Source organism: Sphingobium sp. SJ10-10, assembly GCF_036038995.2.
GTDB lineage: Bacteria > Pseudomonadota > Alphaproteobacteria > Sphingomonadales > Sphingomonadaceae > Sphingobium.
On the sequence record NZ_CP158133.1, the window covers coordinates 849,912 to 876,254 of the forward strand.

The window sequence follows — 26,343 nt, forward strand, 5'->3', positions numbered from 1 at the left end:
ATGCGTTTCCCCTTGATTGCCCTCCCCCTGCTTGGCCTGGCCGCCTGCACCGCCGGGCCGGATTATCGCGGGCCGGAAACGGCCAAGCCGGTCAGCCCCGGCGCGCAATTCGTGCGGGCACCCGACGACACCCGCGCCCAAGCGCCAGCCGCCGCCGCATGGTGGACGGCCTTGGGCGATCCGGTGCTGGATGCGCTGGAAACCCGCGCGCTCGCGGCCAATCCGGGCGTGGCGGTGGCGGAAGCGCGGGTGAGGCAGGCCCGCGCCTCGCTGCGTTCGGAACGCGCCAATGCTCTGCCCAGCGCCAATGCCTCCGCCCTCTTTGTCCACGCGACTCTGCCCGGTGTCGACCTCGGCAATTCCGATGAGAGCGACCAGTCCGGCGGCGGCAGCCAGTCGCTCAACTTCTACAATCTGGGCTTCGACGCCAGTTGGGAGGTCGACCTGTGGGGCGGCAAGCGGCGCGGGGTCGAGGCGGCGCGGTCCCAGTTCGAGGCGGCGCAAGCCAATGTCGCGGACGCGCAGGTCAGCCTGACGGCCGAAATCGCGCAGGCCTATGTCAATCTGCGCGACCGCCAGCAGCGCATCGTCTTGGCGCAGGAGGCGCTCACCCGCCAGCGCGAGATGCTGCGCCTGACCGAACAGCGCCACGCCAGAGGCACCGCCTCCGCACTGGAGCTGGAACAGCAGCGCAACCTGGCGGAGCAAGGCGAAGCCGCCCTGCTGCCGCTCAGCGCCGAGCGCGACGCCTATCTGAACGCGCTGGCGACACTCGCCGGGGAAGCGCCCGGCGCGCTCGACGCGATGCTGACGGCGCCCGCTGCCGTACCGCTGCCGCCGGCGGAGGTCGCAGTGGGCGATCCCGCCGCGCTGCTCAAACGCCGCCCCGATGTCCGCGCGGCGGAGCGCCAGTTAGCCGCCGCCACCGCCAAGATCGGCGTGGCGGAGGCGGCGCGCTTCCCCAGCCTCAGCTTCATGGGCCTGATCGGCATCGGCGGCACCAACCCCGGCGATCTGGTCGATCTCGACCAACTGGCAGCCATCGCCATGCCCCGCCTGAGCTGGAGCTTCCTCGATTTCGGCCGCAACGCCGCCCGCGTCGAGCAGGCGAAGGGCGCGCAGGACGAAGCCGCAGCCCAATATCGCCAGGCCGTCCTCACCGCCCTGCGCGACAGCGAGGACGCCCTGTCCCGCTTCGGCGCCCGGCGGCTAAGCGTCGCCAGCGCGGCCCGGTCCAAGACTTCGGCCGACCGCACCGCCGCGCTGATGCGCCAGCGCTTCGAGGCGGGCGCCGCCACGCGCATCCAGCTTCTCGACGCGGAACGGCAGAGCCTGTCGGCGGCGCAGGCGCTGTCGCAGGGGACGGCGGCCATGACGGCGGACTATATCGCCTTGCAAAAGGCGCTTGGCCTGGGCTGGCGATAAGGACCGCCACGATCCCGTTTTAACCTTTTTGCAAGGCTTTGGGGGCGAGATGCAGCCTCTATTCGGGGCCGCAAAATGTTGAAAAGAATCCGTACCCAGGACGTCGAGCTGGGCATGTTCCTGCACAAGATGGAAGGGTCATGGTTTTCCCATCCCTTCTGGAAAAGCAAGATGTTGCTGGAGGATGCCGATCAGTTGGAGACGCTGAAGGCCAGCAAGGTCGAATGGGTCCAGATCGACACGTCCCGCGGCGTCGATCTGAAGCCGAAGGAAGAGCCTGCTCCTTCCCGCGCTACGGACCCGCGTGATCGTCCGTTCGGCCGGGCCGGAGCCACGATCGCCCGGCGCGCGGCGCCCGCCCCCGTCAGCCGTCCGTTCGACCCGCTGTCGAAGGACAGGCTGCCAGCCAAGGCCGAGATGGTCCATGCGAACCGCCTGGCCCGCAAATCCGTGCGCGCGATGCAGAAGATCTTCGACGATTCCCGCCTGGGCAATGCGATCAAGCTCAAGAAGCTGGAACCGATGATCGAGGAGATTTCCAGCTCCATCCAGCGCAATCCCCATGCCTTCATGGCGGTGACGCGGCTTAAGAATACGAATGAATATCTCTATCTCCACGCCCTGTCGGTTTGCGCGCTGATGATCAGCCTGGCCCAGCAGCTCCGCCTCTCCTCGGAGGAGGTGCAGCAAGCCGGGCTCGCCGGGTTGCTGATGGACGTCGGCATGGGCCATGTGCCGCAGGAAACCTGGGACAAGGACAGCCCTTTGACGCCTGAGGAGTGGGAAGTGGTGAAGAGCCACACCACGCTGGCGCATGAATTTCTGGCGCTGGGCGGCGAAATGCCCGAAGCGGTGCTGGACGTCTGCCTGCATCATCATGAGCGGCTGGACGGCAGCGGCTATCCCCATGGGTTGAAGGGCGAGGAGATCGGCCTGTTCGCGCGCATGGCGGCGATCTGCGACACTTATGACGCAATGACCTCCAACCGCATCCACCGCCATGGCGAAGACCCGTCCCGCGCCCTGCTGATGCTGGACGAGGCGCAGACGCTCTACGACCCGGAGATTTTCCAGGCGTTCCAGCGGGCCGTCGGCATCTATCCGATCGGATCGCTGGTGCGGCTACGCTCGCATCGGCTGGCGATCGTGGTCGAGCAGAACAGGGACGATCTGACCCTGCCCGTGGTCCGCCCCTTTTATTCGCTGGCCGACCGCACCTTCGAAAAGGGCGAGGATATCGACCTTTCCAACTGTTTCGGCGCGGATCAGATCATGACCCGCGAAACCCCCGAAGGCTGGGACATGGCGGAGTGGCCCACGCTCAGCGCGAGGTTGCTGGCGGCAGCGGGTTGAGAGCCGATACTCCTGCACAGGACAAGTTTCGCTCAAATCATTTGCACCTGCCCATCTTGCGACCGATAAAGCCGCATGATCGTGCCGAAGGTTCCCTCGACCGCGGCGGACGTTGCGGTTCATTATGACGAACTGGACCTTGCCTATCGGCGGATCTGGGGCGAGCATGTGCATCATGGCTATTGGCGGACCGGCCGGGAAAGCCCGGCGGAGGCGGCCGATGCCCTTGTCGCGGAAGTCGAAGCGCGGCTGGCGCTGGAACCGGGACAGACGCTGTGCGACATAGGCTGCGGCTATGGCGCGACCGCCGCACGGATTGCGGCGCGGCATGATGTCGACATCATCGGCCTCACCCTTTCCGCCGCGCAGGAAAAAATCGCCAATGCCCGCCCCTCGCCACGCTTCACCTGCCTGCGCCGGGACTGGCTCCACAACGACCTGCCCGACGCCAGCTGCGATCGCGCCTATGCCATTGAAAGCTCGGAACATATGGTCGACAAGGCGCGCTTCTTCGCGCAAGCGGCGCGCGTGCTGCGCCCCGGCGGGCGGCTGGTGGTCTGCGCCTGGCTGGAGGGAGAGGGTGCGCGCGCCTGGGAAATCCGCCATCTGCTCGAACCCATTTGCCGCGAGGGGCGGCTGCCCGGCATGGGCAGCCGGGCGGATTATGTGAACATGGCCGCCGATGCCGGCTTTTCCCTGCGCGACTATGAGGATGCCAGCGCCCGCGTCCGCCGCACCTGGACGATCTGCCTGCAACGCTTTGCCGGATCCATGATCAGCGATCCCGCCCTGCGCCGGCTGGCGCTCAGCCCCAGGACGCAGAACCGCAGCTTCATCCTCAGCTTGCCGCGCCTGATCCTTGCGCTTCGCACCGGCGCGATGCGCTATGGGATTTTCCTGTGGGAGAAGGCCGGTCCACCTATTGCACCCGCGTCCAACGCTGCGACTGGCAGATGAACAGCACACACCCCGTCACCTTGAGCGACCCGTCCGGGTTCAATCCCAATGTCGCCCGATAACTTCGCCCCGATTTGGGATCATAGGCCCGCCCGCCCTTCCATGCCGCGCCAGCCCGGTTGAAACCCCATAGGGTCAGCAAACCCAGGATCGGCTGCCCACGCAATTTCGGATCGGGATTGTTGATGTCGGTCGTCGGCACGTCAGGCCCCTTATTGAGTACCCGCACGATCCGCCCGCACATCTGCCCTGCGCAGGGCGCGATCCGCACCACGCCCTTCCGGTCGTCCGTCAGCCAATAGCCCTCTACACCCGCCGATGGCGCACCGGCCGCCAGCAACAGGAGCGCGGAAAAATATCCCATGGCGTCACCTCTTTGGGCGCGAGAATAACAAGCCTGCCATGCTATGAGGATAGGAAAGGAGGGAGTGCATCATGGCCGACCTTTCAATCCGATCGCGGCAGGAAGAACAGATGGACGCACCGGGGCTGGACCCGGCCATCTATGAGCGCGTGCTGCACGACCTCGCCCGGGTCAATCGCTGGACCTTCACCGCCTGGCCCGCCATCGCCTTCCTCAACCGCGCCATCGGCTCGGCCCGGCATTTCAGGCTGCTCGACGTGGGCTTCGGAGACGGCGACATTTTGCGCGCCATCGCCCGCTGGGCCAGGAAACGCGGGATCGAGGTCGAACTGATCGGCGTCGACCTCAACGAGAAAAGCCTTGCGGCGGCCCGCCATGCCACCCCGCCGGACCTCCGCATCGACTATCGCGCCGGGGATTATCTCGACCAGCCGGAACGGTTCGACTTCATCATTTCCAGTCAGGTGACGCATCATATGACCGACGCGCAACTGATGACCTTCCTGCGCCATATGGAGGCGAATGCGCGCATGGGCTGGCTGATCTGCGACCTGCATCGTCATGGCTTTGCCTATTGGGGCTTTCCCCTGCTCGCCCGTCTGCTGCGCGTCCACCGCATCGTGCGGGAGGATGGCCAGCTCTCCATCGCTCGCGCCTTCCGGCCCGGCGACTGGGAGGCGCTGTTGCCGCAGGCGGGCATCAACCCGAATGACGTGCGGATCGTGCGCCGCTTTTCCTTCCGCCTGTGTGTCGAGCGGATATGCGGGTAAGCAGCGCGGCCTGCGCGCCAAGCCCCGGCATCCAGCGCAGCAATTGCATCAGCAACCCTCGCCCCACCGGCCCCGCCGCGCCATGGCGCAGCGCCTCGGCCACGCCCAGCGGGCGGCGGCTCCGGCGGCGCATGTCCCTTTGCCAGTCTATCGCCGCGTCGGGGCCGCCGTTGAGATAGGCTTGCGCCGCGCTCATCCCGCTGCTGAGCGCGATGGCGATGCCATCCCCCGCCAAAGAGGCGATCACCGCCCCCTGATCGCCCATGCGGAAGATGCCGGGCGACGTGCTGTCCGCCCGCCAACCATAGGGCACACCGGCAACCGCCTCGAAATTTACGGGGATGTCACCCTCCATCCGCTCAGCGAGACGTGGCGCCTCCGCCATGATCTGCGCTATCAGCGGCGCCACGCCTTGCCCCAACCGCTCCCGGTCGACGGACAGGCAGAGATTCGCGGTTCCATCCTCCTGCAACAGCAGGCCCGCATATCCCCCATCGAACAGATGCAGCTCGATCATTCCAGCCAGATCGCGCGAGCGGGCCGCACTGGCAGGCAACACCGCCCGCAACCCGGCCGAAGGCGCCTCCTTCCGCCCGCCAAGATCACGCGCAAGCCCCCGCAACTCATGCTTGCCGGTCGCGAGGAACAAGGCCTCGCCCGCCCATTGCTCGCCATCGTCGAAGCGAATGGACCGGCCCGCCGGATCGGCGGCCCGCACCGCCCGCCCCCGCATGAGAACCGCGCCGGCATCCTCCGCCAGCCCCATCAGCGCTTCATCCAGCACCCGCCGCGACAGTCCCGCGGCCCGATGCGGCAGCGCCAGTTCGACACGATGCTCACCCGCCACCAGTCGCAGCCGCTCGATCGGCCGCGCTCCCAAAGCCGCCACGTCAACACCCAGAACATCCAGTTCCGCCAGCGCATCCCAGCCCAGAAAGCCGCCGCAGACGCTATCATGCGGCCCGGCATGCCGATCGACCAGATGCGCCGTCACGCCCGCCCGCCCGAGCATGATCGCCGCCGCCGCACCGGCTGGCCCGCCGCCGACGATCAGCGCCGGTACGCTGCGCATCATGCGATCCCTTCGAACCGGAATCCTTCCGCCGCCAGCCCCGGCCCGAACGCCAGCGCCACCCCGCGCCGCGCCTGGCTCAGCATGTCGCCCAATATGAACATCAGCGTGGACGAGGACATGTTGCCGAAACGGGCCAGCACGCGCCGCGAGGGCGCCAGCGCGGTTTCGTCCAGCCCAAGCCCATGCTCCACCGCATCCAGGATCGACCGACCGCCCGCATGCACGGCCCAATCATCGATCAGGCCGGGATCGTCACTCCCCCACATACGCTGCCTGATCTGCGGATCGCCCAGCGCCGCCTGGATACGCCCAGGCACCTCGCCCGAAAGATGCATCACGAAACCGCTGTCGCCAATGTCCCAGCGGATCAGCTCCGCCGAATCCGTCAGGTTGAACGAAAAGGGCCGGTCGATCGCCACCCCGCTCCCCTCCGCCGTCACCAAAGCCGCCGCCGCGCCGTCCGCGAACTGGAGCATCATCAACAGGCGTTCGATCTGCCGCTCCGGCTGAAAATGGAGGGAGGACAGCTCGACCGTCACCACCAGCACCCGCGCCTCCGGCTCCGACCGCACGATATGCCGCGCCGTGCGCAGGGCCGCGACCGCCGCATAACAGCCCATGAAGCCGACCAATGTCCGCTCGACATTCTCCAGCCCCAGCCGCTCGGCAATGATCTGGTCGATTCCCGGCGCGACGAAGCCGGTGCAGCTCGCCACCACCAGATGGCTGATCCGGTCGAGCGCGACCTGCTCCTTCAGCCGCGCGATCGCCTCCAGCGCCAAAGCCGGGGCATAATCGGCATAGCGCCGCATCCTGAGCGAAGTCGGCGGCATCTCCCCCGCATAAAAGCCGCCCGGATCGACCGGCGATCCGCCTTCGACAGTCGATGGCAGCACGCACCAGCGATGGTCGATGCCCGACCGTTCGGCCATGCGCAGGAAAAGCTGGCGGTGGCGTGGATCGTCCAGTTGCCGGGCCGCCCATTGAATGAAGGGAGCGTGCATGTCCTGCTCGGGAACGGCGCAGCCGATGGCGTTGATGCGAGCGCGCGTATCGGTCATCGGGTTCCTTATCTCATCGGCCTTATGAAACGTCCCAATCATGGGAAATGATCCTGAACCCAGGCTTGCAGTTTCAGTGCCTTAACAAATGCAAATGGTTCAAGGGGTGGACGCCAAAATCTCTCTTCCCAATTCATACGCAAATACTATGACTTACCAATCCCCCTTCTCTCGCATTCAAACGCGCCGCTGCCCTAATTGACGAGCGGCAGACGAATCGTCCCGCACCCCGCGCGACATCCTCGCCTGCGGGAGTTTTCATATGCAGGACATCTTCTGGATCGGCCTGATCCTCATCCTGTTGACGGCCAGCCTCGGTTATGCCGCGCTTTGCGACCGGGCATGAGGGGGCTGTCATGACCATCGATCTCTGGCTCGCCGCGCTGACCATGCTTGGCCTTCTCCTCTATCTGATCGCCGTGCTCGCGCGGCCTGAACGCTTTTAGAAAGGGCTGTCCATGACCTTTCAGGGATGGCTGCTGATTGCCGCCTTCACCGGCATCCTGTTGGCCCTCGTCAAGCCGGCCGGCCTCTGGCTGTTCGCGCTCTATGAAGGACGCCGCACGCCGCTTCATTCCATATTCGGACCCATCGAGCGCGGCTTCTACCGCCTCTCCGGCATCGATCCCGAAGAGGAGCAAGGCTGGCGCCGCTATGCGGTGCATATGCTGATCTTCAACACGGCGCTGCTGCTTTTCACCTATGCCCTGCTGCGGATGCAGGCCGCGCTGCCGTTCAATCCCCTGGGCGATGGCGCGGTCAGCGCGCATCTCGCCTTCAACACGGCGGTCAGCTTCACCACCAACACCAATTGGCAAAGCTATGCCGGGGAATCGACCCTGTCGAACCTCAGCCAGATGCTGGCGCTGACGATCCATAATTTCCTCTCGGCGGCGACCGGCATCGCGCTTGCCTTCGCGCTGTTCCGGGGCTTTGCCCGGCGCAGCACGACCGGCATCGGCAATTTCTGGGCCGACATGACGCGGGTGACGCTCTATCTGCTGCTGCCGCTCTGCATCGTCTATGCGCTGTTCCTGATCGCCAGCGGCGTGCCGCAGACGCTGGCGGGATCGGTCGACCTCACAACTCTGGAGGGAGCAAAGCAGACCCTCGCCCTCGGCCCGGTCGCCTCGCAGGAAGCGATCAAGATGCTGGGCACCAATGGCGGCGGTTTCTTCAACGCCAACAGCGCCCACCCGTTCGAAAATCCGACCGGGCTCACCAATTTCGTGCAGATGCTGTCGATCTTCCTGATCGGCTTCGGCCTGACATATTGTTTCGGCAAGGCGGTCGGCAACGTCCGCCAGGGCTGGGCCATCCTGGCGGCGATGCTCACCATCTTCCTGATCGGCGTCACCGTGACCTACTGGCAGGAAGCGGCGGGCAATCCCATCCTCCACCATCTGGGCGTTGCCGGCGGCAATATGGAGGGGAAGGAAGTCCGCTTCGGAATCGCCGCCTCCGCCCTTTTCGCGGTCGTTACCACGGCGGCGAGCTGCGGCGCGGTCAATGCCATGCATGACAGCTTCACCGCGCTGGGCGGCATGATCCCGCTCATCAACATCCAGCTGGGCGAAGTCGTGGTCGGCGGCGTGGGCGCTGGCATATACGGCTTCCTGCTGTTCGCCATCCTCGCCGTGTTCGTCGCGGGGCTGATGGTCGGCCGCACGCCCGAATATGTCGGCAAGAAGATCGAGAGCCGCGAAGTCAAGCTCGCCGTCCTCGCCATCGCCGTACTGCCGCTCATCATATTGGGCTTCACCGCCATCGCCTCGGTGCTGCCCGCAGGGCTTGCCGGGCCGCTCAACAAGGGGCCGCATGGGTTCAGCGAAATCCTCTACGCCTTCACCTCCGGCGTCGGCAATAACGGCTCGGCCTTTGCGGGCCTGACCGCCAACACCCCCTTCTACAACGGCATGCTGGGCGTCGCGATGTGGATCGGTCGCTTCTTCATCATCATTCCGATGCTGGCCATAGCGGGCAGTCTGGCGGCGAAGAAATACACGCCGGAAACCGTGGGAAGCTTTCCCACGACGGGGCCGCTCTGGACGGGCCTGCTGGTCGGCATCGTGCTGATTATCGGCGGCCTCACCTTCCTGCCCAGCCTCGCCCTTGGCCCCATTGCCGATCATCTCGCGATGATCCGTGGCCAGCTTTTCTAAGGATCACGACATATGGCTCGATCCGCCCAGAAATCCCTCTTCACCGCCGATCTGATCGTTCCCGCGATTGGCGATGCCTTTCGCAAGCTCAACCCCAGGGAACTGATCCGCAATCCGGTGATGTTCACCACCGCCGTCGTCGCGACATTGCTGACGGTCCTGCTGGCAGTCGGACAGGACCAACTTGGCATGGGGTTCAAGCTGCAACTGGTGATCTGGCTCTGGCTGACCGTTATCTTCGGCACCTTTGCAGAGGCGCTGGCTGAAGGGCGCGGCAAGGCGCAGGCCGCCTCGCTGCGCGCCACGAAGGCGGAACTGACCGCCAAGCGGCTGAAGGGCGACAGTTTCGAAACCGTTCCCGCCAGCGCGCTCAAACTGGGTGACGTGGTGCTGGTCGAAACCGGCGATCTCATCCCTTCGGACGGGGATGTCGTCTTCGGCGTCGCCTCCGTTAACGAAGCCGCCATCACCGGCGAATCCGCCCCGGTAATCCGCGAAGCGGGCGGCGACCGTTCGGCGGTGACGGCGGGCACTCGCGTCATATCCGACCAGATCAGGGTGCGGGTGACGGTCAATCCGGGTCAGGGTTTCCTCGACCGCATGATCGCGCTGGTCGAGGGCGCGGAGCGGCAGAAGACGCCGAATGAAATCGCGCTGACCCTGCTGCTGGTCGGCCTCACCATCATCTTCCTGATCGCGGTCGGGACCATTCCGGGCTTTGCCAGCTACGCAGGCGGCGGCGTGCCGGTGGCGATCCTCGCCGCCCTGCTGGTCACGCTGATCCCGACGACCATCGCCGCGCTGCTGTCGGCCATCGGCATTGCGGGCATGGACCGGCTGGTGCGCTTCAACGTCCTCGCCAAGTCGGGCCGAGCGGTGGAGGCGGCGGGCGATATCGACACGCTGCTGCTCGACAAGACCGGGACCATCACCGTAGGCGACCGGCAAGCGACGGAGTTCCGTCCCGTCGGCGGCGCGAGCCAGGCCGACCTCGCCGAAGCCGCCCTGCTCGCCAGCCTGGCCGACGAGACGCCGGAGGGGCGCTCCATCGTCCTGCTCGCCCGCGAGAAATTCGGCCAGACTGCGACCGCTTTGCCGGAAGGTGCGCAGGTCATCCCCTTCACCGCCCAGACCCGCATTTCCGGCGTGCAATGGAACGGCGGCATCATCCAGAAGGGCGCGGTGGACAGCATATTGCGCGCCAATCCCGGCCTAGACAGGGAGGCGCCGACGCAGGAATTGCGCCGCATCACCGACGAGATCGGGCGCGCAGGCGGAACCCCGCTGGCGGTGGCGAAGGACGGCAGACTGCTCGGCGCGATCTTCCTCAAGGATATTGTGAAAGCGGGCATCCGGGAACGCTTCGGGGAACTACGCCAGATGGGCATCCGCACGGTGATGATCACCGGCGACAATCCGCTGACCGCCGCCTCCATCGCCGCAGAGGCCGGGGTGGACGATTTCCTGGCGCAAGCCACGCCGGAGGACAAGCTGGCCCTGATCCGCAAGGAGCAGCAGGGCGGACGGCTGGTCGCCATGTGCGGGGACGGAACCAATGACGCGCCTGCCCTTGCCCAAGCCGATGTCGGGGTGGCGATGAACACCGGCACGCAGGCGGCGCGCGAAGCAGGCAATATGGTGGACCTCGACAGCGATCCGACCAAGCTGATCGAGGTGGTGGGTCTGGGCAAGCAATTGCTCATGACCCGCGGGGCGCTCACCACCTTTTCGGTCGCCAATGACGTCGCCAAATATTTCGCGATCATCCCGGCCATGTTCGTGGCGCTTTATCCGGGGCTGGGCGTGCTCAACATCATGGGCCTCGCCAGCCCGCAAAGCGCGATCCTGTCCGCGATCATCTTCAACGCGCTGATCATTCCCTGCCTTGTGCCGCTGGCGCTGAGGGGCGTGACCTATCGGCCGATCGGCGCCGGACCGCTGCTGGCGCGGAATCTGGCCATTTACGGGCTGGGCGGGCTGGTCGCTCCGTTCGTGGGGATCAAGATCATAGACCTCGCAGTCATCGGGCTTGGCCTCGCCTGACCTGCCAACGGAAGGAACAGTCATGTTCACCGACCTCAAAAGCTCGCTGCGTCCAGCGCTGGTCATGACGCTGCTCTTCGCGCTGCTGCTGGGCATCGCCTATCCGCTGGCGCTCACCGGCATCGGGCAGGCGATCTTCCCGTCCCAGGCCAATGGCAGCCTGATCGAGCAGGACGGCAAGCCCATCGGCTCCGCCCTCATCGGCCAGAGCTTCGCCAGCGCCCGCTATTTCCATTCCCGCCCCTCGGCGGCGGGCAAGGGCTATGACGGGCTCGCCTCCTCCGGGTCCAACCTTGGCCCCACCAGCAAGGCACTGGCCGACCGCGTGACCAAGGACATTCAGTCTCTGCATTCACCCGGTCGCCCCGTTCCGTCCGATCTGGTGACAGCCTCCGCATCGGGGCTCGATCCCCATATCAGCCCCGATGCGGCCTTTTATCAAGTCGACCGGATCGCCAGGGCACGCGGTCTCTCCCCAAACCGGGTCCACGCGCTGGTCGAACGGAGCATCGAACAACCGATCCTCGGCTTTCTGGGCGAACCGCGCGTCAACGTCCTCGAAATCAATCGACGGCTGGATGGGATCAGCGCTAATCAAAGCCGATGAACGAGCCGGACCGCCGCGATCCCGAAGCCTTTCTGCGTCAGGCGGCGCAGGAAGGCCGCGGCCGTCTGAAAATCTTCCTCGGCGCGGCACCAGGGGTCGGCAAAACCTATGAAATGCTGACCGACGGCATGCAGCGGCTGAAATCGGGCGTCGACGTGGCGGTCGGAGTGGTCGAGACCCATGGCCGCCACGAAACGGATGCTTTGCTCTCCGGTCATGAAGTCATTCCCCGCCGCGAAATCGACCATCAGGGCCACAAGCTGGCCGAAATGGATATAGACGCCATATTGGCCCGCCATCCCCAACTGGTTCTGGTGGACGAGCTCGCCCACACGAACGCGCCGGGCAGCCGCCATCCCAAGCGCTATCAGGACATAGAGGAGCTGCTGAACGCCGGGATCGACGTCTATTCGACCGTCAACATCCAGCATGTCGAGAGCCTCAACGACATCGTCGCCTCCTTCACCCGCGTCCGGGTGCGCGAGACGGTGCCGGACTCCGTGCTCGAAATGGCGGAGATCGAGGTCGTCGACATCCCCCCCGACGAGCTGATCGAGCGGTTGAAGGAGGGCAAGGTCTACATCCCGGCCGAAGCCAGCCGGGCGCTCAACCATTTCTTCTCCAAGTCGAACCTGACAGCGCTCCGCGAAATGGCGCTGCGCCGCGCAGCGCAGGCGGTCGACGCGCAGATGCTGGACTATGTCCGTGCCCATGCGCTGGCCGGGAGCTTTGCGGCGGGCGAGCGCATCGTCGTGGCGATCAGCGAACTGCCGAGCGTACAGGGGCTTGTCCGCGCCGCCAAGCGGCTGGCCGACGCGTTGAAGGCGCCCTGGACCGCCGTGCATATCGAAACCCGGCGCAGCCTTCAGTTCACGGCGGAGGAGCGCGCCCATCTGGCCGACACCATGGCGCTGGCGTCCCGGCTGGGCGCGACCACCGCGACGATCCCCGCGCCCGGCGTGGTCGAAGGGTTGCGCCAATATGCGACCGACGCCCGCGCTACCCAGATCGTGATCGGCAAGGCGGCCCGGAGTTGGTGGTTCGAGCTGCGTCACGGGTCGGTGGTGGACCGGCTGGTCCGGGACATGGGGGACGTGGCGATCCATGTCCTGCCCGGCGACGATGGAGGGCATCTCCGCCGCGCCGCCCTTGTGACGGCCGGACCATGGGGGACGCCCACCGACTATCTCTGGTCGACGCTGATGATCGCGCTGATGACCACGATCGGCAAGCTGCTGGTCCAGACCATCGCGCTCGGCAATATCGCCCTGCTCTATCTGGTGCCGGTAATGTTCGCCGCCGCCTCCTTCGGCCTGCGCGCAGGATTGTTCGCGGGCCTGCTCTCCAGCCTTGCCTATAATTTCTTCTTCCTGCCGCCGACCGGCACGCTGACCGTCGCCAATCCGGAAAATGTTATCAGCATCCTCGTCCTGCTGGGCGTCGCCATCGTCACCAGCCAGTTCGCGGCCCGCGTCCGCGCCCAGGCCGACCTCGCCCATGGCAGCGCCCGCCAGAACGCCGCGCTCGCCGGTTTCTCCCGCCAGCTCACCGCCGCCGCCAGCCAGGACGAGCTGATGCATGCGATTTGTGCGGAAGTCGGCCGCCTGTTCGATGTGCGTACCGTGCTCCTGCTCCCCTCGCCCGACGGCCCGCAATTGCGCGCCGCCGTGCCGCCGGAGGATCGCCTCGAACAGATCGAAAAGGCCGCCGCCCAATGGGCGATGGACAATGAGCAGCCCGCCGGACGCGGTTCCTCCACCCTCACCGCGTCGGACTGGCTGTTCCATCCGCTGCGAACGACACGCGGAGTGCTGGGCGTGCTGGGCCTGGCGCGGGAGGATGCGGGGGAGCCGTTGCGCTCCGATCAGGTGCCGTTGCTGATGAGCCTGCTCGATCAGGCATCCATCGCCTTCGACCGCATGGCGCTGGAGGAGGAAATGCTCGACGCCCGCCAGATCCGCGAGCGCGACCGGCTGCGCTCGGCATTGCTCTCCTCTGTTGGCCATGATTTGCGCACGCCGCTCACCACCATCATCTCCGCCGTGCATGAACTCAAGCAGCAACACCCCTCCGAGCTTGCCGACACGGTCGAGGCGGAGGCGCAGCGTCTCACCCGCTTCGTCGCCAACCTGCTCGATATGGCGCGGGTGGAGGCAGGCGCGCTTCCCCTGAAAGTGGAGCCCATCGACCTGTTCGATGCGGTCGCGGGCGCCGTCCACGACACCCGCCAGTCGCTGGCCGGGCATGAGGTCAGCGTCGACATATTGCCCGACATTCCGCTGGTGCGCGTCGATCCGACGCTGCTACACCATATCCTCATCAACCTGCTCGACAATGCGGGGCGCTATGCCGATCCCGGCACGCCCGTCACCATAAGGGGCCAGCGGCTACCCGATGCCATAACCCTGTCGGTGGTCGATCAAGGCCCGGGCATCCCGCCGGGCGGTGAAAGCCGCGTGTTCGACACCTTCACCCGCCTGGAGGGATCGGATCGGGCCAAGCATGGCACCGGCCTCGGCCTCGCCATCGTCAAGGGCTTTGCCGAGGCGATGGGCCTTGGCGTATCCGCCGCCAACCGTGACGATCCTCCTGGCGCCTGCTTTACTTTGACCTTTCCGCAGACGCTGATCCTATCCCCTCTGCCCGATGAGGACATCATATGAGGAACTGGGCATGACCACCCGTTCATCCGGCCGCCACAAGGTTCTGATCATCGACGATGAACCACAGATCCGCCGCCTGATCCACGTGGCGCTTACCCGCGCCGACTATGCAACGGTGGAGGCCGCCAATGCGCGTGAGGCATTGGAGAAACTCCGCGAGGAACGGCCAGACATCAGCCTGCTCGATCTTGGCCTGCCCGATCGCGATGGGCTGGAACTGGTGCCGCTCATCAAACAGCATTCGGACACCAGCCTGATCGTCATATCGGCGCGTGACGCCACCGAGCAGAAGGTGGCGGCGCTGGATCTGGGCGCCGACGATTATCTGACCAAACCCTTCGATACCGACGAACTGCTCGCCCGGGTGCGCGTGGCGCTGCGCAACCGGATGACCAAGGATGGCGGCATGTCAGCGATTCGCGCAGGCGACGTGACGATCGACCTGATGACGCGGATGGTCACCAAAGCAGGGCAGGAAGTCCACCTGACCCCCAAGGAATATGGCGTGCTGGCGCAACTGGCGAAATATCCGGGGCGGGTCATCACGCACCGGCAGATCATGGCGCAGGTCTGGCCCAGGGAGCATGAGCATCATGTCGAATATCTGCGCGTGCTGGTGCGTACGCTAAGGCAGAAGCTGGAGGATGATCCGCAGCGGCCAAGGATCATCGCGAATGAATTGGGGATCGGTTATCGGTTGAAGGAGGGAGGTGGCGGTTAAACTGCTAAATCTCCACCTGCGATCCCAACTCGACCACCCGGTTCGTCGGCAGCTTGAAGAAGTCCATCGGCGTCACCGCATTGCGCATCATCCAGGCGAACAGCTTCTCGCGCCAGATCGCCATGCCGGGCTTCTCGGACGGGATCAGTGTCTGGCGGCTGAGGAAATAGCTGGTCTGGCTGACATTGATCGGCCCGCCGCAGCCATCCACCGCCTTCATCGCGGCGGGAATGTCGACCTCCTCCATGAAACCATGGCGCAGCACCACGCGGTAGAAGCCCGCGCCCAGATCGCTCACCTCGGACCGTCCGATCAGCGGCAGATGCGGCACCCCCTCCGTCCGCACGGTCAGGATGATGACGCGCTCATGCAGAACCTTGTTATGCTTCACATTGTGCAGCAGCGCCGGAGGCACCCCCTCGACGCGGGAGTTGAGAAAAATCGCCGTCCCCGGCACGCGTTTCAGGGAACCGGAGACGGACTGGATGAACAGCTCCACCTCCATCGCGCCTTCCATCAGATAGAAATTCATGATCTTCCGACCCGTCGACCAGGTCGTGAGGATGATGAATACAACCGCCGCCACCAGCAGCGGGAACCAGCCGCCATCGGGTATCTTGGTCGCGTTGGACAGGAAATAGGCGCCGTCTACGGCCAGGAACAGCCCCGTCACCGCGCCCGCCAAGAGCCGGTTCCAGCGCCACACGCTGAAGGTCAGCACCGCCATCATGCAAGTGGTGATGACCATGGTGCCCGTAACGGCAATGCCATAGGCCGCCGCCAGATTGCTCGAAGATTGGAAGCCCAGCACCAGCAGCACGACCAGAAACAGCAGCGCCCAATTGACCATCGGCACATAGATCTGCCCCGCCGCCGAGGCGCTGGTATGGGAGATTTTGAGCCGCGGCAGGAAGCCAAGCTGCACCGCCTGCTGCGTCACCGAGAAAGCGCCCGAAATCACTGCCTGGCTGGCAATGACCGTCGCCAGCGTCGCCAATATCACCAGCGGCAGCCGCGCCCATTCCGGCGCGAGCAGGAAGAAGGGATTTTCCGCTGCTTCAGGAAGGTCCAGCAGCAGCGCGCCCTGCCCCATATAGTTGAGCAGCAGGCAAGGAAAGGCGGCATAGAGCCAGGCGATGCTGATCGCCTTGCGCCCGAAATGCCCCATATCCGCGTAGAGCGCCTCCGCCCCCGTCACCGCCAGCACGACCGACCCCAAGGCCAGAAAGGCGAGTTTCGCGTCCAGCGCGAAGAAATGCACCGCCCACATCGGATTGATGATGCCGATAATTCCCGGATGCCGCACGATGTTGAGGATGCCCAGCGCCGCCAGCACCAGGAAATAGACCATCATCACCGGCCCGAACAGCGCGCCCACTCGCGCCGTGCCATGTTTCTGGATCAGGAACAGACCGATCAGGATGACGATGGCGATCGGCAGGATGAAGGGCGCGAAACCGTCATTCACCGTCTCCAGCCCCTCGACCGCCGACAGCACGGACACGGCCGGGGTGATGATGGCGTCGCCATAGAAAAGCGCCGCCGCCAGCACACCCAATATGGCGATAGTCGGCGTCCACCGGCTCTTGCCCAGCTTGCGGGAGATCAGCGCGAGAAGCGCCATGCTGCCGCCCTCGCCATGATTGTCGGCGCGCATGATGATGAACACATATTTGACCGTGACGATCAGCGTCATCGTCCAGAAGACCAGCGAGAGCACGCCGTAGATATGCGCCGGATCGACCGCCAGCGGATGATGGCCGACAAAGCTTTCCTTCAACGCATAGAGCGGCGAGGTGCCGATGTCGCCGAACACCACGCCCAACGCACCCAGCGCCAGAACGGGCAACTTCCCTTGCGGATGGCTATGACTCACCCCCTCACCCGCTTGATCCGTCATCCGCACCGTTACTCGCTGTTACCAGGCCGCCCATTGCACAGAGCCCCATTATATTTCCAGTGGAGCTTTATGCGATCGGCATAGGATTCGCATAGGAATGCCGGAAAGCTCCGGCAAATCCTATGCATTTTCAAATTCCTCGCCAGACGGGAACGCTATTATCTCTCAGTCACGACCTACTCCGCAACCGGCGCAAGAGGGATTTCGGATCGCGGGTGCCACGCGACGCCAGCATGAGATGAGGCGGTTGCAGCACGACCGCATCGCGATAGCGGTAGGTGGTGAGGTGGCGTATGCGAGGCTGCATGATGCCTTAACGCATCAACCCGGCGGCGCGCAGCGCATCCTCGATCACCTTGCGCACGCCCGTCACGACTGTGAGTCGAACCGTAACGCGCTCCTCATGGCTGCGCGGGGATGACGAAGCCTGCAGCGATGCGATCGACGGGACAAGCGCCCGCTTTGCAGGCGGTGTCTCGATCTCATGGGCCCGCTCAACGGCGTCCCCGGTCAGGCTCCAGAATTGACAGATGCGGTGGGTCGAGGAAATGCCGGTTTCCAGCATATAGGCACCACTTCGTCCGCAGCCATCTTCGCCTGCGGTGTCGAGTGGCGTGCCATGGCCCATTCCCGCGATACTATATTCCTCGATCACGTCACGGCCCTTTGCATCCGACCAGGTGCGCCGGACATAATCATCCCTCCGCTCGATCCGGCTCGGATCGGCTTCAACATCGTGCAAGGCGCGCCATTGGGCAGCGATCGCCCCGGCATTGGACGGATGCACGGTTGCGTCCGCGCTTCCGTGCCAGATGGAAAGGGTAGGCCAGGGACCGGCATGGTCGGAGGCGCCCCGGACCAGCGCGGCAAGCTTGGCTTCGGGAGGAACGCCATGGCCGCGCATAAGGTCGAAGGCTGCTGGAATGGTGCGGGCACAGCCATAGGGCACCCCGGCGATGATCGCGCCGCCCGCAAACAGCTCGGGATAGGTCGCCAGCATGACAGCCGTCATGGCGCCACCTGCCGACAGGCCGGTCACGAATATCCGCGTGGGGTCGATCCGATGGCGTACGGCCATCGCCGCGATCATCTGCCGGATCGAAAGAGCTTCGCCCGAACCTCGCCGGCTGTCCTCCGGGGAGAACCAGTTGAAACAGAGATTGGGATTGTTCTGCCGCTGTTGCTCAGGAAAAAGAAGCGCAAAACCATGGCGATCAGCGACCTCCGACCAACCCGATCCGGTATCATATCCTCCCGCCGTCTGCGTACAGCCATGCAGAACGACCACCAGCGCGGCGCCGGCATCGAACTTTTCGGGAATATATGTCCGCGCCTGAAGAGCGCCTGGGTTAGATCCGAAATCCGTCAGCGCACTCAAGCGTCCGGGGTCGTCGGACATATGGCCGGGAGCGAGGCGAAGCGCCGCGAGACGGGAAATCGTGTCCGAGAGGGTCCGCATTGCCGTATCCTTTGGTGGAGTGAGCCTGCACAGGCGTGGCCATGACCATTTTGCTGCACCGCACAATAAGTAGGTTTTGATTCTCCATTGGCAAGGCCGGCTTTCTCCATTCATCGGCAAGCATGGATGATGTCCCGCCATAATCATATTGAGCGAAGTTAATTACGCGCTTTGTTGGGGATCTCCGGCCGACGATCGCGAGTTCCATGATACGCGTCTTCGCGCTTCCCCTTCTCAGGAGAATGAATATGGCTTCACCGCAAACCGCGACGAAATCCCGTCAAACCAAGCCCGGCTCTAAGCCGGCCCGCAAATCGGCACGCGCTGCGTCGCGATCCCCCGACGCCATCAGCCTCCTGAAAGCCGATCACAAGGAAGTGAAAAGCTATTTCAAGCAATATGAAGGTCTGGAGGATGTGGCCGAGAAGCAGGCGCTGGCCGACAAGATCTGCCGGGCGCTGACGGTTCATGCCCAGATCGAGGAGGAAATCTACTATCCGGCCGCCCGCGCCGCGATCGATGACGATGATCTGCTCGATGAGGCGGAGGTGGAACATGGCAGCGCCAAGCAATTGATCGCCGAAATTCAGGCCATGACGGCCGCCGACCGGCTGTTCGACGCCAAGGTGACGGTGCTTGGTGAATATATCGACCATCATGTCAAGGAAGAGGAGAAGGAGATGTTTCCGGAAAGCCGCGCCAGCGATCTCGACCTCAAGGCGCTGGGCGCCCAGCTTGCCGAGCGCAAGGCCGAATTGATGGCGAAGGCCCACTGAATATCCTGGACTGTCTTGTTATCGGCGGTGGCCCGGCGGGTCTCACCGCCGCCATCTATCTCGCACGATTCCCCCTTTCGGTCTCCGTGATCGATGCCGGTGACAGTCGTGCGGGCCTGATTGCGCTGCCCGCTATGGTGCCAGCCTGCGGTACGGCAGGGTCGACCGGCTTGGGCGCGTGGATGGCGGGTTCATGACGCAGCTTGCCGAACCGGAAATCCATGCTCATATGATTATGCTTGCCATGAGCGGCGAAAGCTGATGACCGGCGTCGCCGTGGCGCGTGAAGGAAAAATCCACAACATCGCCAACTGAAATTTCGAGTCCTTGATTGAGATAAATCAAGATGCAGGCGCAACCGGTCGCATATATTCCTCTCGACGCTTATGGCCGATGCCGGCTCCTAGCGGTAGGGATATCTCAGCCGGAGCAATTCAGCATGTTTATCGCAATTTTTATCGCGAATTCTCTTGAGTTGGCTAATCGGCAAGCTCCAAAAAGCCACGGAAATCCGTGGCTTTTGGCTGGTCATCCAGTGTCGGCCTGAGTCAGGATGATGTGGACCTTTCATCCCGACCTGCTCGACCGGCCCGTGCCGCGCTACACCAGCTATCCCACCGCCGCGCAGTTCAGCGGCGATGTCGGCGCGGCGGAGCTTGCCGCCCGGCTGGACGGGGTGGAAAGGGACAGCGCGCTCTCGCTCTATGTCCATATCCCCTATTGCCACGACATCTGCTGGTATTGCGGCTGCAACACGGGCGCAGCGAACCGCGTCCAGCGCCTCACCGCCTATGTCGAGTCGCTGGAGCGGGAAATCGCGACGGTCGCCGGGCGGCTGAACGGCAAAGGGCGGGTGCAGCGCATCGCCTTTGGCGGCGGTAGCCCCAACAGCCTGCCGCTGGTCGATTTCGTCCGGCTGCTTCAGCAACTGCTGCTCTGTTTCGATGCGCATCATGCCGAATTATCGGTCGAACTCGATCCCCGGCGCCTGGACGCGCAATGGATTTCGACCATGGCGGCCATGGGCGTCGACCGGGTCAATCTGGGCGTGCAGACCTTCACCCCGCATGTCCAGGCGCGGATCGGCCGCATCCAGCCGCTCGACATGGTGGAGCGGGCCGTCGACCAGCTCCGCGCAGCCGGAATCGCGACGGGTTTCGACCTGATGTACGGCCTGCCCGGCCAGACGGCGGACGATCTCGCCGCCACGCTGGAGGCCGCCATTGCGATGCAACCCGCCCGCATCGCCCTGTTCGGCTATGCCCATATGCCCCGGCTGCTGCCCCGCCAGCGCCGCATCGACGCCAGCGACCTGCCCGATCTCGCCACCCGCTTCGCCATGGCGGCGCAGGGATATGAAATGCTGACCCGCGCGGGCTATGCGGCGATCGGCTTCGACCATTTCGCCCTGCCTGAAGACGGTATGGCCCGCGCCGCCCGCGAAGGCCGGCTGCGCCGCAATTTTCAGGGCTTCACGGACGATCCGGCGGAGATATTGCTGGGCCTGGGCGCCAGCGCGATCAGCCAGTTCCCCGACCTCATCGTCCAGAATGAGAAACAAGCCGGCCCCTGGCGCGAACGGATGGACGCAGGGCAATTATCCGCCACCCGCGGCACTTTCCGCTCAGCCGAGGACCGCCGCCGCGGCCGCATCATCGAAGCCCTGCTCTGCCAAGGCGAGGCGCATGTCGGCACGGCCCTTCCCATGCCCGACCTCAGCCGCTTCGAGCGGCTGGGCCTCGTTCGCCTGAGCGAAGGCCGCATCGCGCTCACGCGGGATGCGCTGCCTTATGCGCGCAGCATCGCCGCCTGTTTCGATGCCTATCTGGAACCGGCGGAAAAGCGGTTCAGCCATGCGGTCTAGCGCGCTGGCGTTCCTTGCCGTCATCCCATTGACGGCCGTCCACGCGCCCGCCTCCGCCACGCAAAGCCCCTGGTTCTGCGGTTCGGCGCCGCCGGGCTGGACTCCGCCCTGGCAGCGCAAGCCCGCTGCGCCGGACGACAAGAACGCGCCCTGCCATTTCATCCCCTGCGACAGGAAGAAGGTCCGAACCTGCTCCACCGCCGCGGATTGACGCTCCCCTTCAGGCGAGCGCCAACACGCTGGTCAGGATGTTGCGCACCAGTTCCGCCTGCCCCCGCGCCCCGGTCTTGGCGTAGATCTTCTTCGAATAGTTGCGCGCAGTCTCCAGCGTCAGCCCCAGATCGTCCGCCGCTTCGCTGATCGACATGCCCTGCGCGATCGCCCAGGCCAGCCGCGCCTCGCTAGGCAGCAGGCCGAACAGGTCGACCAACTGGTCGCAACGGTCCGCCTGCGACCAACGATCGCCGCTGATATAGGCGATGGCGACCGGCGGCGACTGGGCGGACAGGGAACGGTCCCGCATCGGACGCACCAGCATGTCGAGCAGCGGATCGCGGCTGAGATTGATCGCCTTTGGCCGCCCCTCCGCATCCTCCGCAAAGCTTTTGACCAGGGCGGTCAATTCCCGGTCCACGGCGGGAGATGCGGGCATCAGCCGGTCGTAGCGGCCCCGCCGCAGCACGCTCGATCGCTGGAAAAGCTGCTCCAGATGCGGGGTCATGTCGACGATGCGGCAGCGCGCATCCAGCATCAGCCAGCCGAAATTGAGCCGCCCGAACGCCTCCGAAGTCACGGACGAGCGAAATTTTTCCCGTTCGTACGCAACGAAGCTGCGCAGCGCGATGCGTAGATGCGGCACCAGCGCGGTCAACAGGGCGCTGACGGCCGGTCCCACCTCGCGTCCGCCCGCGCAACTCAGCCAGGCGTCCATGCCGCTCGGCTCCGCGACACGGACCAAGCGGATATTGGTGATGCCTCGCGGCTCCAGAAATTCCGCGCAATAGCTTTGCTGCACCGCATCGCCGGGGTCGAGCAGTTCGTCCAGCGTATAGACCCGCGCTTCGCGCATCCGCCGATAAGGCAAGGGGTCGCGCACATATTTTTCGTTGAACAGCCTATCAAGGTGCAGCGGCGTGGGCGGCCCGGCATAAAGTTCGACGATCCGCTCCTCGTCCACCGGGCGGAACGCCAGGCTGACATAGGCGGCCCCGGAGCGGGCGCGCAGCTTTTCAAGGAACCCATGCCAAAGGGGTTGCTCGAACATACCCTCATGGAGAGCCGCCAATAATCCACCGTCGTCCAGTCGCATGGCTAATATGTATATCCTCCCATATGGGAGGTCCAGTCTTTCCCCGCTTCTGTCATGTGACCGTCACGAAACAAGGCGGTGAACGATGATCGATTCGAAAAGGCTGACGCATTTGGAGCGATTGGAGGCGGAGAGCATCCATATATTGCGGGAGGTTGTTGCGGAGGCTGAGAAGCCTGTGATGCTATACAGCGTCGGCAAGGATTCGGCGGTGATGCTGCATCTGGCGCGCAAGGCTTTCTATCCCTCGCCGCCGCCCTTCCCGCTGCTGCATGTGGACACGACCTGGAAGTTCAAGGCGATGTACGAGCTGCGCGACCGCATGGCGCGCGAGAGCGGCATGGAACTGCTCGTCTATCACAACCCCGAAGCGCAGGAACGTGGCATCAACCCGTTCGACCACGGCCCGCTGCACACCGACATGTGGAAGACGGAGGGGTTGAAGCAGGCGCTCAACCTCTACGGCTTCGACGCGGCCTTCGGCGGCGCGCGCCGCGACGAGGAAAAGAGCCGGGCGAAGGAGCGCATCTTCTCCTTCCGCACCGCCAGCCATGGCTGGGATCCCAAGAACCAGCGGCCCGAACTGTGGAACCTCTACAACGCCCGCAAGAACAAGGGCGAGAGCATCCGCGTCTTCCCGATCAGCAACTGGACCGAGCTGGACATCTGGCAATATATCCACCTCAACGACGTGCCGATCGTGCCGCTCTATTTTGCCGAGGAGCGCCCGACCGTGGAGCGCGACGGCATGCTGCTGATGGTCGATGACGAACGCTTCCCCTTGAAGCCGGGCGAGGAGCCTGTGATGCGCTCGATCCGCTTCCGGACGCTGGGCTGCTATCCGCTGACCGGCGCGGTGGAGAGCCAGGCGAAGACGCTGCCTGATGTCATCCAGGAAACGCTGCTCACCACCACATCGGAACGACAGGGCCGCGCCATCGACAAGGATGCCGGCGGCGCCGGCATGGAGAAGAAGAAGCAGGAGGGGTATTTTTGACGCGCCACGGAATGCGCAGCGTTCCGAAGCGTCAACCCCAGCGAAAGCTGGGGTCTCAGGCCTCCAGGCCGACCCCTTCGACCCAGATCAACGAGATCCCAGCCTGCGCTGGGATGACGAGGTAGCGACATGACCGATACGCTCACCAAGACCGACGAACCCATCTACAAGACCGACGCCCTCATTGCCGAGGACATCGACCAGTATCTGGAGGTGCACCAGCACAAGACGATGCTGCGCTTCATCACCTGCGGCTCGGTGGACGACGGCAAGTCGACGCTGATCGGCCGCCTGCTCTACGACAGCAAGATGATCTTCGAGGATCAGCTCGAAGCGTTGCAGGCCGACTCCAAGCGCGTGGGCACCCAGGGGCAGGAGATCGACTTCGCCCTCCTCGTCGACGGCCTCGCCGCCGAGCGCGAACAGGGCATCACCATCGACGTCGCCTATCGCTTCTTCGCCACCGAAAAGCGCAAGTTCATCGTCGCCGACACGCCGGGCCATGAGCAATATACCCGCAACATGGTGACCGGCGCGTCCACCGCCGACCTTGCCGTCATCCTGATCGACGCGCGCAAGGGCGTGCTGACGCAGACGCGGCGCCACAGCTACCTCGCCCATCTGATCGGCATCAGGAACATTGTCCTGGCCATCAACAAGATGGACCTGATCGACTATGACCAGGCGGTCTATGACGGCATATTGAAGGATTATACCGAGTTCGCCCACTCGATCGGCATCAAGGCCTTCACCCCGATCCCGATCTCCGGCTTCAAGGGCGACAATATCACCGGCCCGTCGGACAACACCCCCTGGTACAAGGGACCGGCGCTGATCGAGCATCTGGAGACGGTCGAGGTCGACCAGGTCTCCGACCAGCTCAAGCCCTTCCGCATGGCGGTGCAGTGGGTCAACCGCCCGAACCTCGACTTTCGCGGCTTTTCCGGCCAGATCGCGACCGGCACGGTGCGCAAGGGCGATGCGATCCGCGTCCTGCCCTCGGGCAAGACCAGCACGGTCAGCCGCATCGTGACGCTGGGTGGCGATCTGGACATCGCCGTCGCGGGCCAGTCGGTCACGCTCTGCTTTGCCGATGAGGTCGACTGCTCGCGCGGCGACGTGATCGCGGCGTCGGACAATCCGCCCCAGGCCGCCGACCAGTTCGAAGCCACCATCGTCTGGATGGCGGATGAGGAGATGCTGCCCGGCCGCCCCTATTGGCTCAAGATCGGCACGCAAACGGTCACGGCAACGATCCAGCAGCCCAAATATCAGATCAACGTCAACACGATGGAGCATCTGGCGGCCAAGACGCTGGACCTCAACGCCATCGGCATCGCCAACCTGTCGACCGACAAGCAGATCGTGTTCGAACCCTATGAGACGAACCGCACGCTGGGCGGCTTCATCCTGATCGACAAGATCACCAACGCCACGGTGGCGGCGGGGATGCTGCACTTCTCGCTGCGGCGGGCGCAAAATGTCCACTGGCAGGCGACCGATGTCAGCCGCGACTTCCATGCGGGCCTCAAGAACCAGAAGCCGGCCGTGCTGTGGTTCACGGGGCTGTCGGGCGCGGGCAAGTCGACCATCGCCAATCTGGTCGAGAAGAAACTCGCCAGAATGAACCGGCACACCTTCCTGCTCGACGGCGACAATGTGCGTCATGGGCTGAACAAGGATCTGGGCTTCACCGATGCCGACCGGGTGGAGAATATCCGCCGCGTGGGCGAGGTCGCCAAGCTGATGACCGATGCGGGGCTGATCGTGATCACCGCCTTCATCTCCCCCTTCCGGGCAGAGCGCGACATGGTGCGCCAGATGATGCAGCCCGGCGAGTTCATCGAGGTGCATATCGACACCCCGCTGGCCGATGCCGAGGCGCGCGACGTCAAGGGTCTCTACAAGAAGGCGCGGGCCGGCGATCTCAAGAACTTCACCGGCATCGACAGCCCCTATGAGGCGCCCGAAGACCCCGAGATCCGCGTCGACACCACCGCCATGAGCGCCGAGGAAGCGGCCGACGCCATCATCGCGAGGTTGATCCCATGAGCGCGCCGCTTGACCCCAAGACCATGAGCGACGCCGACCTCGCGTCGCATCTGGCCGAGGTCGCCGGGCGCATATTGGTCAATGTGCGCGAAAGCGGGCTGTTCAGCGCCAAGGCGCTGGGCAAGGCGGGCGATCAGACCGCCAACCAGTTCCTCTGCCACGCCCTGCGCGAGGTACGGCCGCAGGACGGCCTGCTGTCGGAGGAGGAGAAGGACAATCCCGACCGGCTCGCCATGAGCCGGGTGTGGATCGTCGACCCGGTCGACGGCACCCGCGAATATGGCGAGGAACGCGCCGACTGGGCGGTGCATGTCGGGCTTGCCATCGACGGCCAGCCCGCCATCGGCGCGGTCGCGCTGCCGGGTCTGGACGGCGGCACGCTGCTGCGCTCCGACGAGCCCCGCGCCCTGCCCCCGGCGCCGGACAAGCTGCGCATGGTGATCAGCCGCACCCGCCCGGCCAGGGAAGCGGTCGCGATCGCGGAAAGGCTGGGTGCCGAGCTGGTGCCCATGGGGTCCGCCGGGGCCAAGGCCATGGCCGTGATATTGGGTCAGGCCGACATCTATCTCCACTCGGGCGGTCAATATGAATGGGACTCCATGGCCCCGGTCGCGGTCGCGCTCGCCCATGGCCTCCATTGCTCGCGCATCGACGGATCGCCCCTCGTCTACAACCAGAGCGACGTCTACCTCCCCGACCTCCTCATCTGCCGGAAGGAACAGGCCAGCCAAATGCTCGCCCTGATCGCGGAACTGGCCCAGGCCGACGGTTGATGCGTTGATGCG

General features: G+C 64.7%; 23 protein-coding genes and 1 pseudogene. 17 read left to right on the top strand and 7 right to left on the bottom strand.

The features are described from left to right. The 3 genes from VVT58_RS19445 to VVT58_RS19455 all read left to right on the top strand — a co-directional run bounded on the left by VVT58_RS19445 (position 1) and on the right by VVT58_RS19455 (position 3,735). Positions 1-1,425: an efflux transporter outer membrane subunit gene (locus VVT58_RS19445; protein WP_327753903.1), complete on the top strand. Its 1,425-nt coding sequence runs from the start codon at positions 1-3 to the stop codon at positions 1,423-1,425. A 75-nt stretch (positions 1,426-1,500) separates the two neighbouring features. Continuing rightward, positions 1,501-2,778, top strand: a complete 1,278-nt coding sequence (locus VVT58_RS19450) for an HD-GYP domain-containing protein (protein ID WP_327753904.1) — start codon at positions 1,501-1,503, stop codon at positions 2,776-2,778. Positions 2,779-2,853: 75 nt separating this feature from the next. Further along, entirely contained in the window at positions 2,854-3,735 is an 882-nt protein-coding gene (locus VVT58_RS19455) for a class I SAM-dependent methyltransferase (protein ID WP_327753905.1), read from the top strand. Here VVT58_RS19455 and VVT58_RS19460 read toward each other — a convergent pair. Next, positions 3,698-4,099: a DUF2147 domain-containing protein gene (locus VVT58_RS19460; protein ID WP_066562447.1), complete on the bottom strand. Its 402-nt coding sequence runs from the start codon at positions 4,097-4,099 to the stop codon at positions 3,698-3,700. The genes VVT58_RS19455 and VVT58_RS19460 overlap by 38 nt on opposite strands. Positions 4,100-4,170: 71 nt before the next feature. Between VVT58_RS19460 and VVT58_RS19465 the strand changes: the two genes are divergently transcribed. Beyond that, positions 4,171-4,869, top strand: coding sequence for a methyltransferase domain-containing protein (locus VVT58_RS19465; protein ID WP_327753906.1), 699 nt, complete (start codon positions 4,171-4,173; stop codon positions 4,867-4,869). On the opposite strand, the gene VVT58_RS19470 is transcribed toward VVT58_RS19465, so the two are convergent. Together VVT58_RS19470 and VVT58_RS19475 are read right to left on the bottom strand one after the other, a co-directional pair. Further along, positions 4,799-5,944, bottom strand: coding sequence for an FAD-dependent monooxygenase (locus tag VVT58_RS19470; protein ID WP_327753907.1), 1,146 nt, complete (start codon positions 5,942-5,944; stop codon positions 4,799-4,801). The genes VVT58_RS19465 and VVT58_RS19470 overlap by 71 nt on opposite strands. Then, complete coding sequence (locus tag VVT58_RS19475) at positions 5,941-7,005, bottom strand: type III polyketide synthase (protein ID WP_327753908.1); 1,065 nt, start codon at positions 7,003-7,005, stop codon at positions 5,941-5,943. The genes VVT58_RS19470 and VVT58_RS19475 overlap by 4 nt, the downstream gene beginning before the upstream one ends. Before the next feature lie 356 nt (positions 7,006-7,361). On the opposite strand from VVT58_RS19475, the gene VVT58_RS19480 reads away from it, so the two are divergent. The 6 genes from VVT58_RS19480 to VVT58_RS19505 are packed head-to-tail and all read left to right on the top strand — an operon-like array spanning position 7,362 to position 15,201. Next, on the top strand, positions 7,362-7,451 hold the full coding sequence (locus VVT58_RS19480) for a potassium-transporting ATPase subunit F (RefSeq protein ID WP_066562443.1): 90 nt from the start codon (positions 7,362-7,364) through the stop codon (positions 7,449-7,451). 12 nt (positions 7,452-7,463) lie between these two features. Beyond that, on the top strand, positions 7,464-9,167 hold the full coding sequence (gene kdpA / locus VVT58_RS19485; RefSeq protein ID WP_327753909.1) for a potassium-transporting ATPase subunit KdpA: 1,704 nt from the start codon (positions 7,464-7,466) through the stop codon (positions 9,165-9,167). Positions 9,168-9,179: 12 nt separating this feature from the next. After that, a complete protein-coding gene (gene kdpB / locus VVT58_RS19490; protein WP_087575223.1) occupies positions 9,180-11,210 on the top strand; it encodes a potassium-transporting ATPase subunit KdpB in 2,031 nt (676 codons plus the stop codon). Between the two features lie 22 nt (positions 11,211-11,232). Further along, positions 11,233-11,817: a potassium-transporting ATPase subunit KdpC gene (kdpC, locus tag VVT58_RS19495; protein WP_327753910.1), complete on the top strand. Its 585-nt coding sequence runs from the start codon at positions 11,233-11,235 to the stop codon at positions 11,815-11,817. After that, entirely contained in the window at positions 11,814-14,480 is a 2,667-nt protein-coding gene (locus VVT58_RS19500) for a sensor histidine kinase KdpD (protein WP_327753912.1), read from the top strand. The genes kdpC and VVT58_RS19500 overlap by 4 nt, the downstream gene beginning before the upstream one ends. A gap of 10 nt (positions 14,481-14,490) precedes the next feature. Next, on the top strand, positions 14,491-15,201 hold the full coding sequence (locus tag VVT58_RS19505) for a response regulator transcription factor (RefSeq protein ID WP_327753913.1): 711 nt from the start codon (positions 14,491-14,493) through the stop codon (positions 15,199-15,201). A 4-nt stretch (positions 15,202-15,205) separates the two neighbouring features. Here the strand turns inward: VVT58_RS19505 and VVT58_RS19510 are convergent, their stop codons facing one another. The 3 genes from VVT58_RS19510 to VVT58_RS19520 all read right to left on the bottom strand — a co-directional run bounded on the left by VVT58_RS19510 (position 15,206) and on the right by VVT58_RS19520 (position 18,560). Continuing rightward, the gene (locus tag VVT58_RS19510) at positions 15,206-17,101 is read right to left on the bottom strand and encodes a potassium transporter Kup (RefSeq protein ID WP_327753915.1); all 1,896 of its coding nucleotides are present in this window, start codon (positions 17,099-17,101) and stop codon (positions 15,206-15,208) included. Positions 17,102-17,270: 169 nt separating this feature from the next. Next, positions 17,271-17,408, bottom strand: a complete 138-nt coding sequence (locus VVT58_RS19515; RefSeq protein ID WP_327753916.1) for a hypothetical protein — start codon at positions 17,406-17,408, stop codon at positions 17,271-17,273. Between the two features lie 6 nt (positions 17,409-17,414). Then, complete coding sequence (locus tag VVT58_RS19520; protein ID WP_327753917.1) at positions 17,415-18,560, bottom strand: PHB depolymerase family esterase; 1,146 nt, start codon at positions 18,558-18,560, stop codon at positions 17,415-17,417. Positions 18,561-18,808: 248 nt separating this feature from the next. Here VVT58_RS19520 and VVT58_RS19525 point away from each other — a divergent pair, with 248 nt between their 5' ends. The 4 genes and pseudogenes from VVT58_RS19525 to VVT58_RS19540 all read left to right on the top strand — a co-directional run bounded on the left by VVT58_RS19525 (position 18,809) and on the right by VVT58_RS19540 (position 21,411). Next, entirely contained in the window at positions 18,809-19,336 is a 528-nt protein-coding gene (locus VVT58_RS19525) for a hemerythrin domain-containing protein (RefSeq protein WP_327753918.1), read from the top strand. Continuing rightward, positions 19,333-19,458: pseudogene (locus VVT58_RS19530) on the top strand (FAD-dependent oxidoreductase); the annotation flags it as partial. The gene VVT58_RS19525 and the pseudogene VVT58_RS19530, both read left to right, overlap by 4 nt. A 434-nt stretch (positions 19,459-19,892) precedes the next feature. Further along, complete coding sequence (hemN, locus tag VVT58_RS19535) at positions 19,893-21,200, top strand: oxygen-independent coproporphyrinogen III oxidase (protein ID WP_327754031.1); 1,308 nt, start codon at positions 19,893-19,895, stop codon at positions 21,198-21,200. Beyond that, the gene (locus tag VVT58_RS19540; RefSeq protein ID WP_066562426.1) at positions 21,190-21,411 is read left to right on the top strand and encodes a hypothetical protein; all 222 of its coding nucleotides are present in this window, start codon (positions 21,190-21,192) and stop codon (positions 21,409-21,411) included. The genes hemN and VVT58_RS19540 overlap by 11 nt, the downstream gene beginning before the upstream one ends. A gap of 9 nt (positions 21,412-21,420) precedes the next feature. Here the strand turns inward: VVT58_RS19540 and VVT58_RS19545 are convergent, their stop codons facing one another. Continuing rightward, positions 21,421-22,509, bottom strand: coding sequence for a helix-turn-helix transcriptional regulator (locus tag VVT58_RS19545; protein WP_327753919.1), 1,089 nt, complete (start codon positions 22,507-22,509; stop codon positions 21,421-21,423). 85 nt (positions 22,510-22,594) lie between these two features. Between VVT58_RS19545 and cysD the strand changes: the two genes are divergently transcribed. The 3 genes from cysD (at position 22,595) to VVT58_RS19560 (ending at position 26,331) form a co-directional block, all read left to right on the top strand. After that, positions 22,595-23,506 carry a sulfate adenylyltransferase subunit CysD gene (cysD, locus tag VVT58_RS19550; protein WP_066562423.1) on the top strand — a complete coding sequence of 304 codons (912 nt, stop codon included), beginning with the start codon at positions 22,595-22,597 and terminating at the stop codon, positions 23,504-23,506. Between the two features lie 129 nt (positions 23,507-23,635). Further along, a complete protein-coding gene (gene cysN / locus VVT58_RS19555) occupies positions 23,636-25,558 on the top strand; it encodes a sulfate adenylyltransferase subunit CysN (RefSeq protein ID WP_327753920.1) in 1,923 nt (640 codons plus the stop codon). Continuing rightward, complete coding sequence (locus tag VVT58_RS19560; RefSeq protein ID WP_327753921.1) at positions 25,555-26,331, top strand: 3'(2'),5'-bisphosphate nucleotidase CysQ; 777 nt, start codon at positions 25,555-25,557, stop codon at positions 26,329-26,331. Before cysN ends, VVT58_RS19560 begins: the two co-directional genes overlap by 4 nt. The last annotated feature ends 12 nt before the right edge of the window (positions 26,332-26,343 follow it).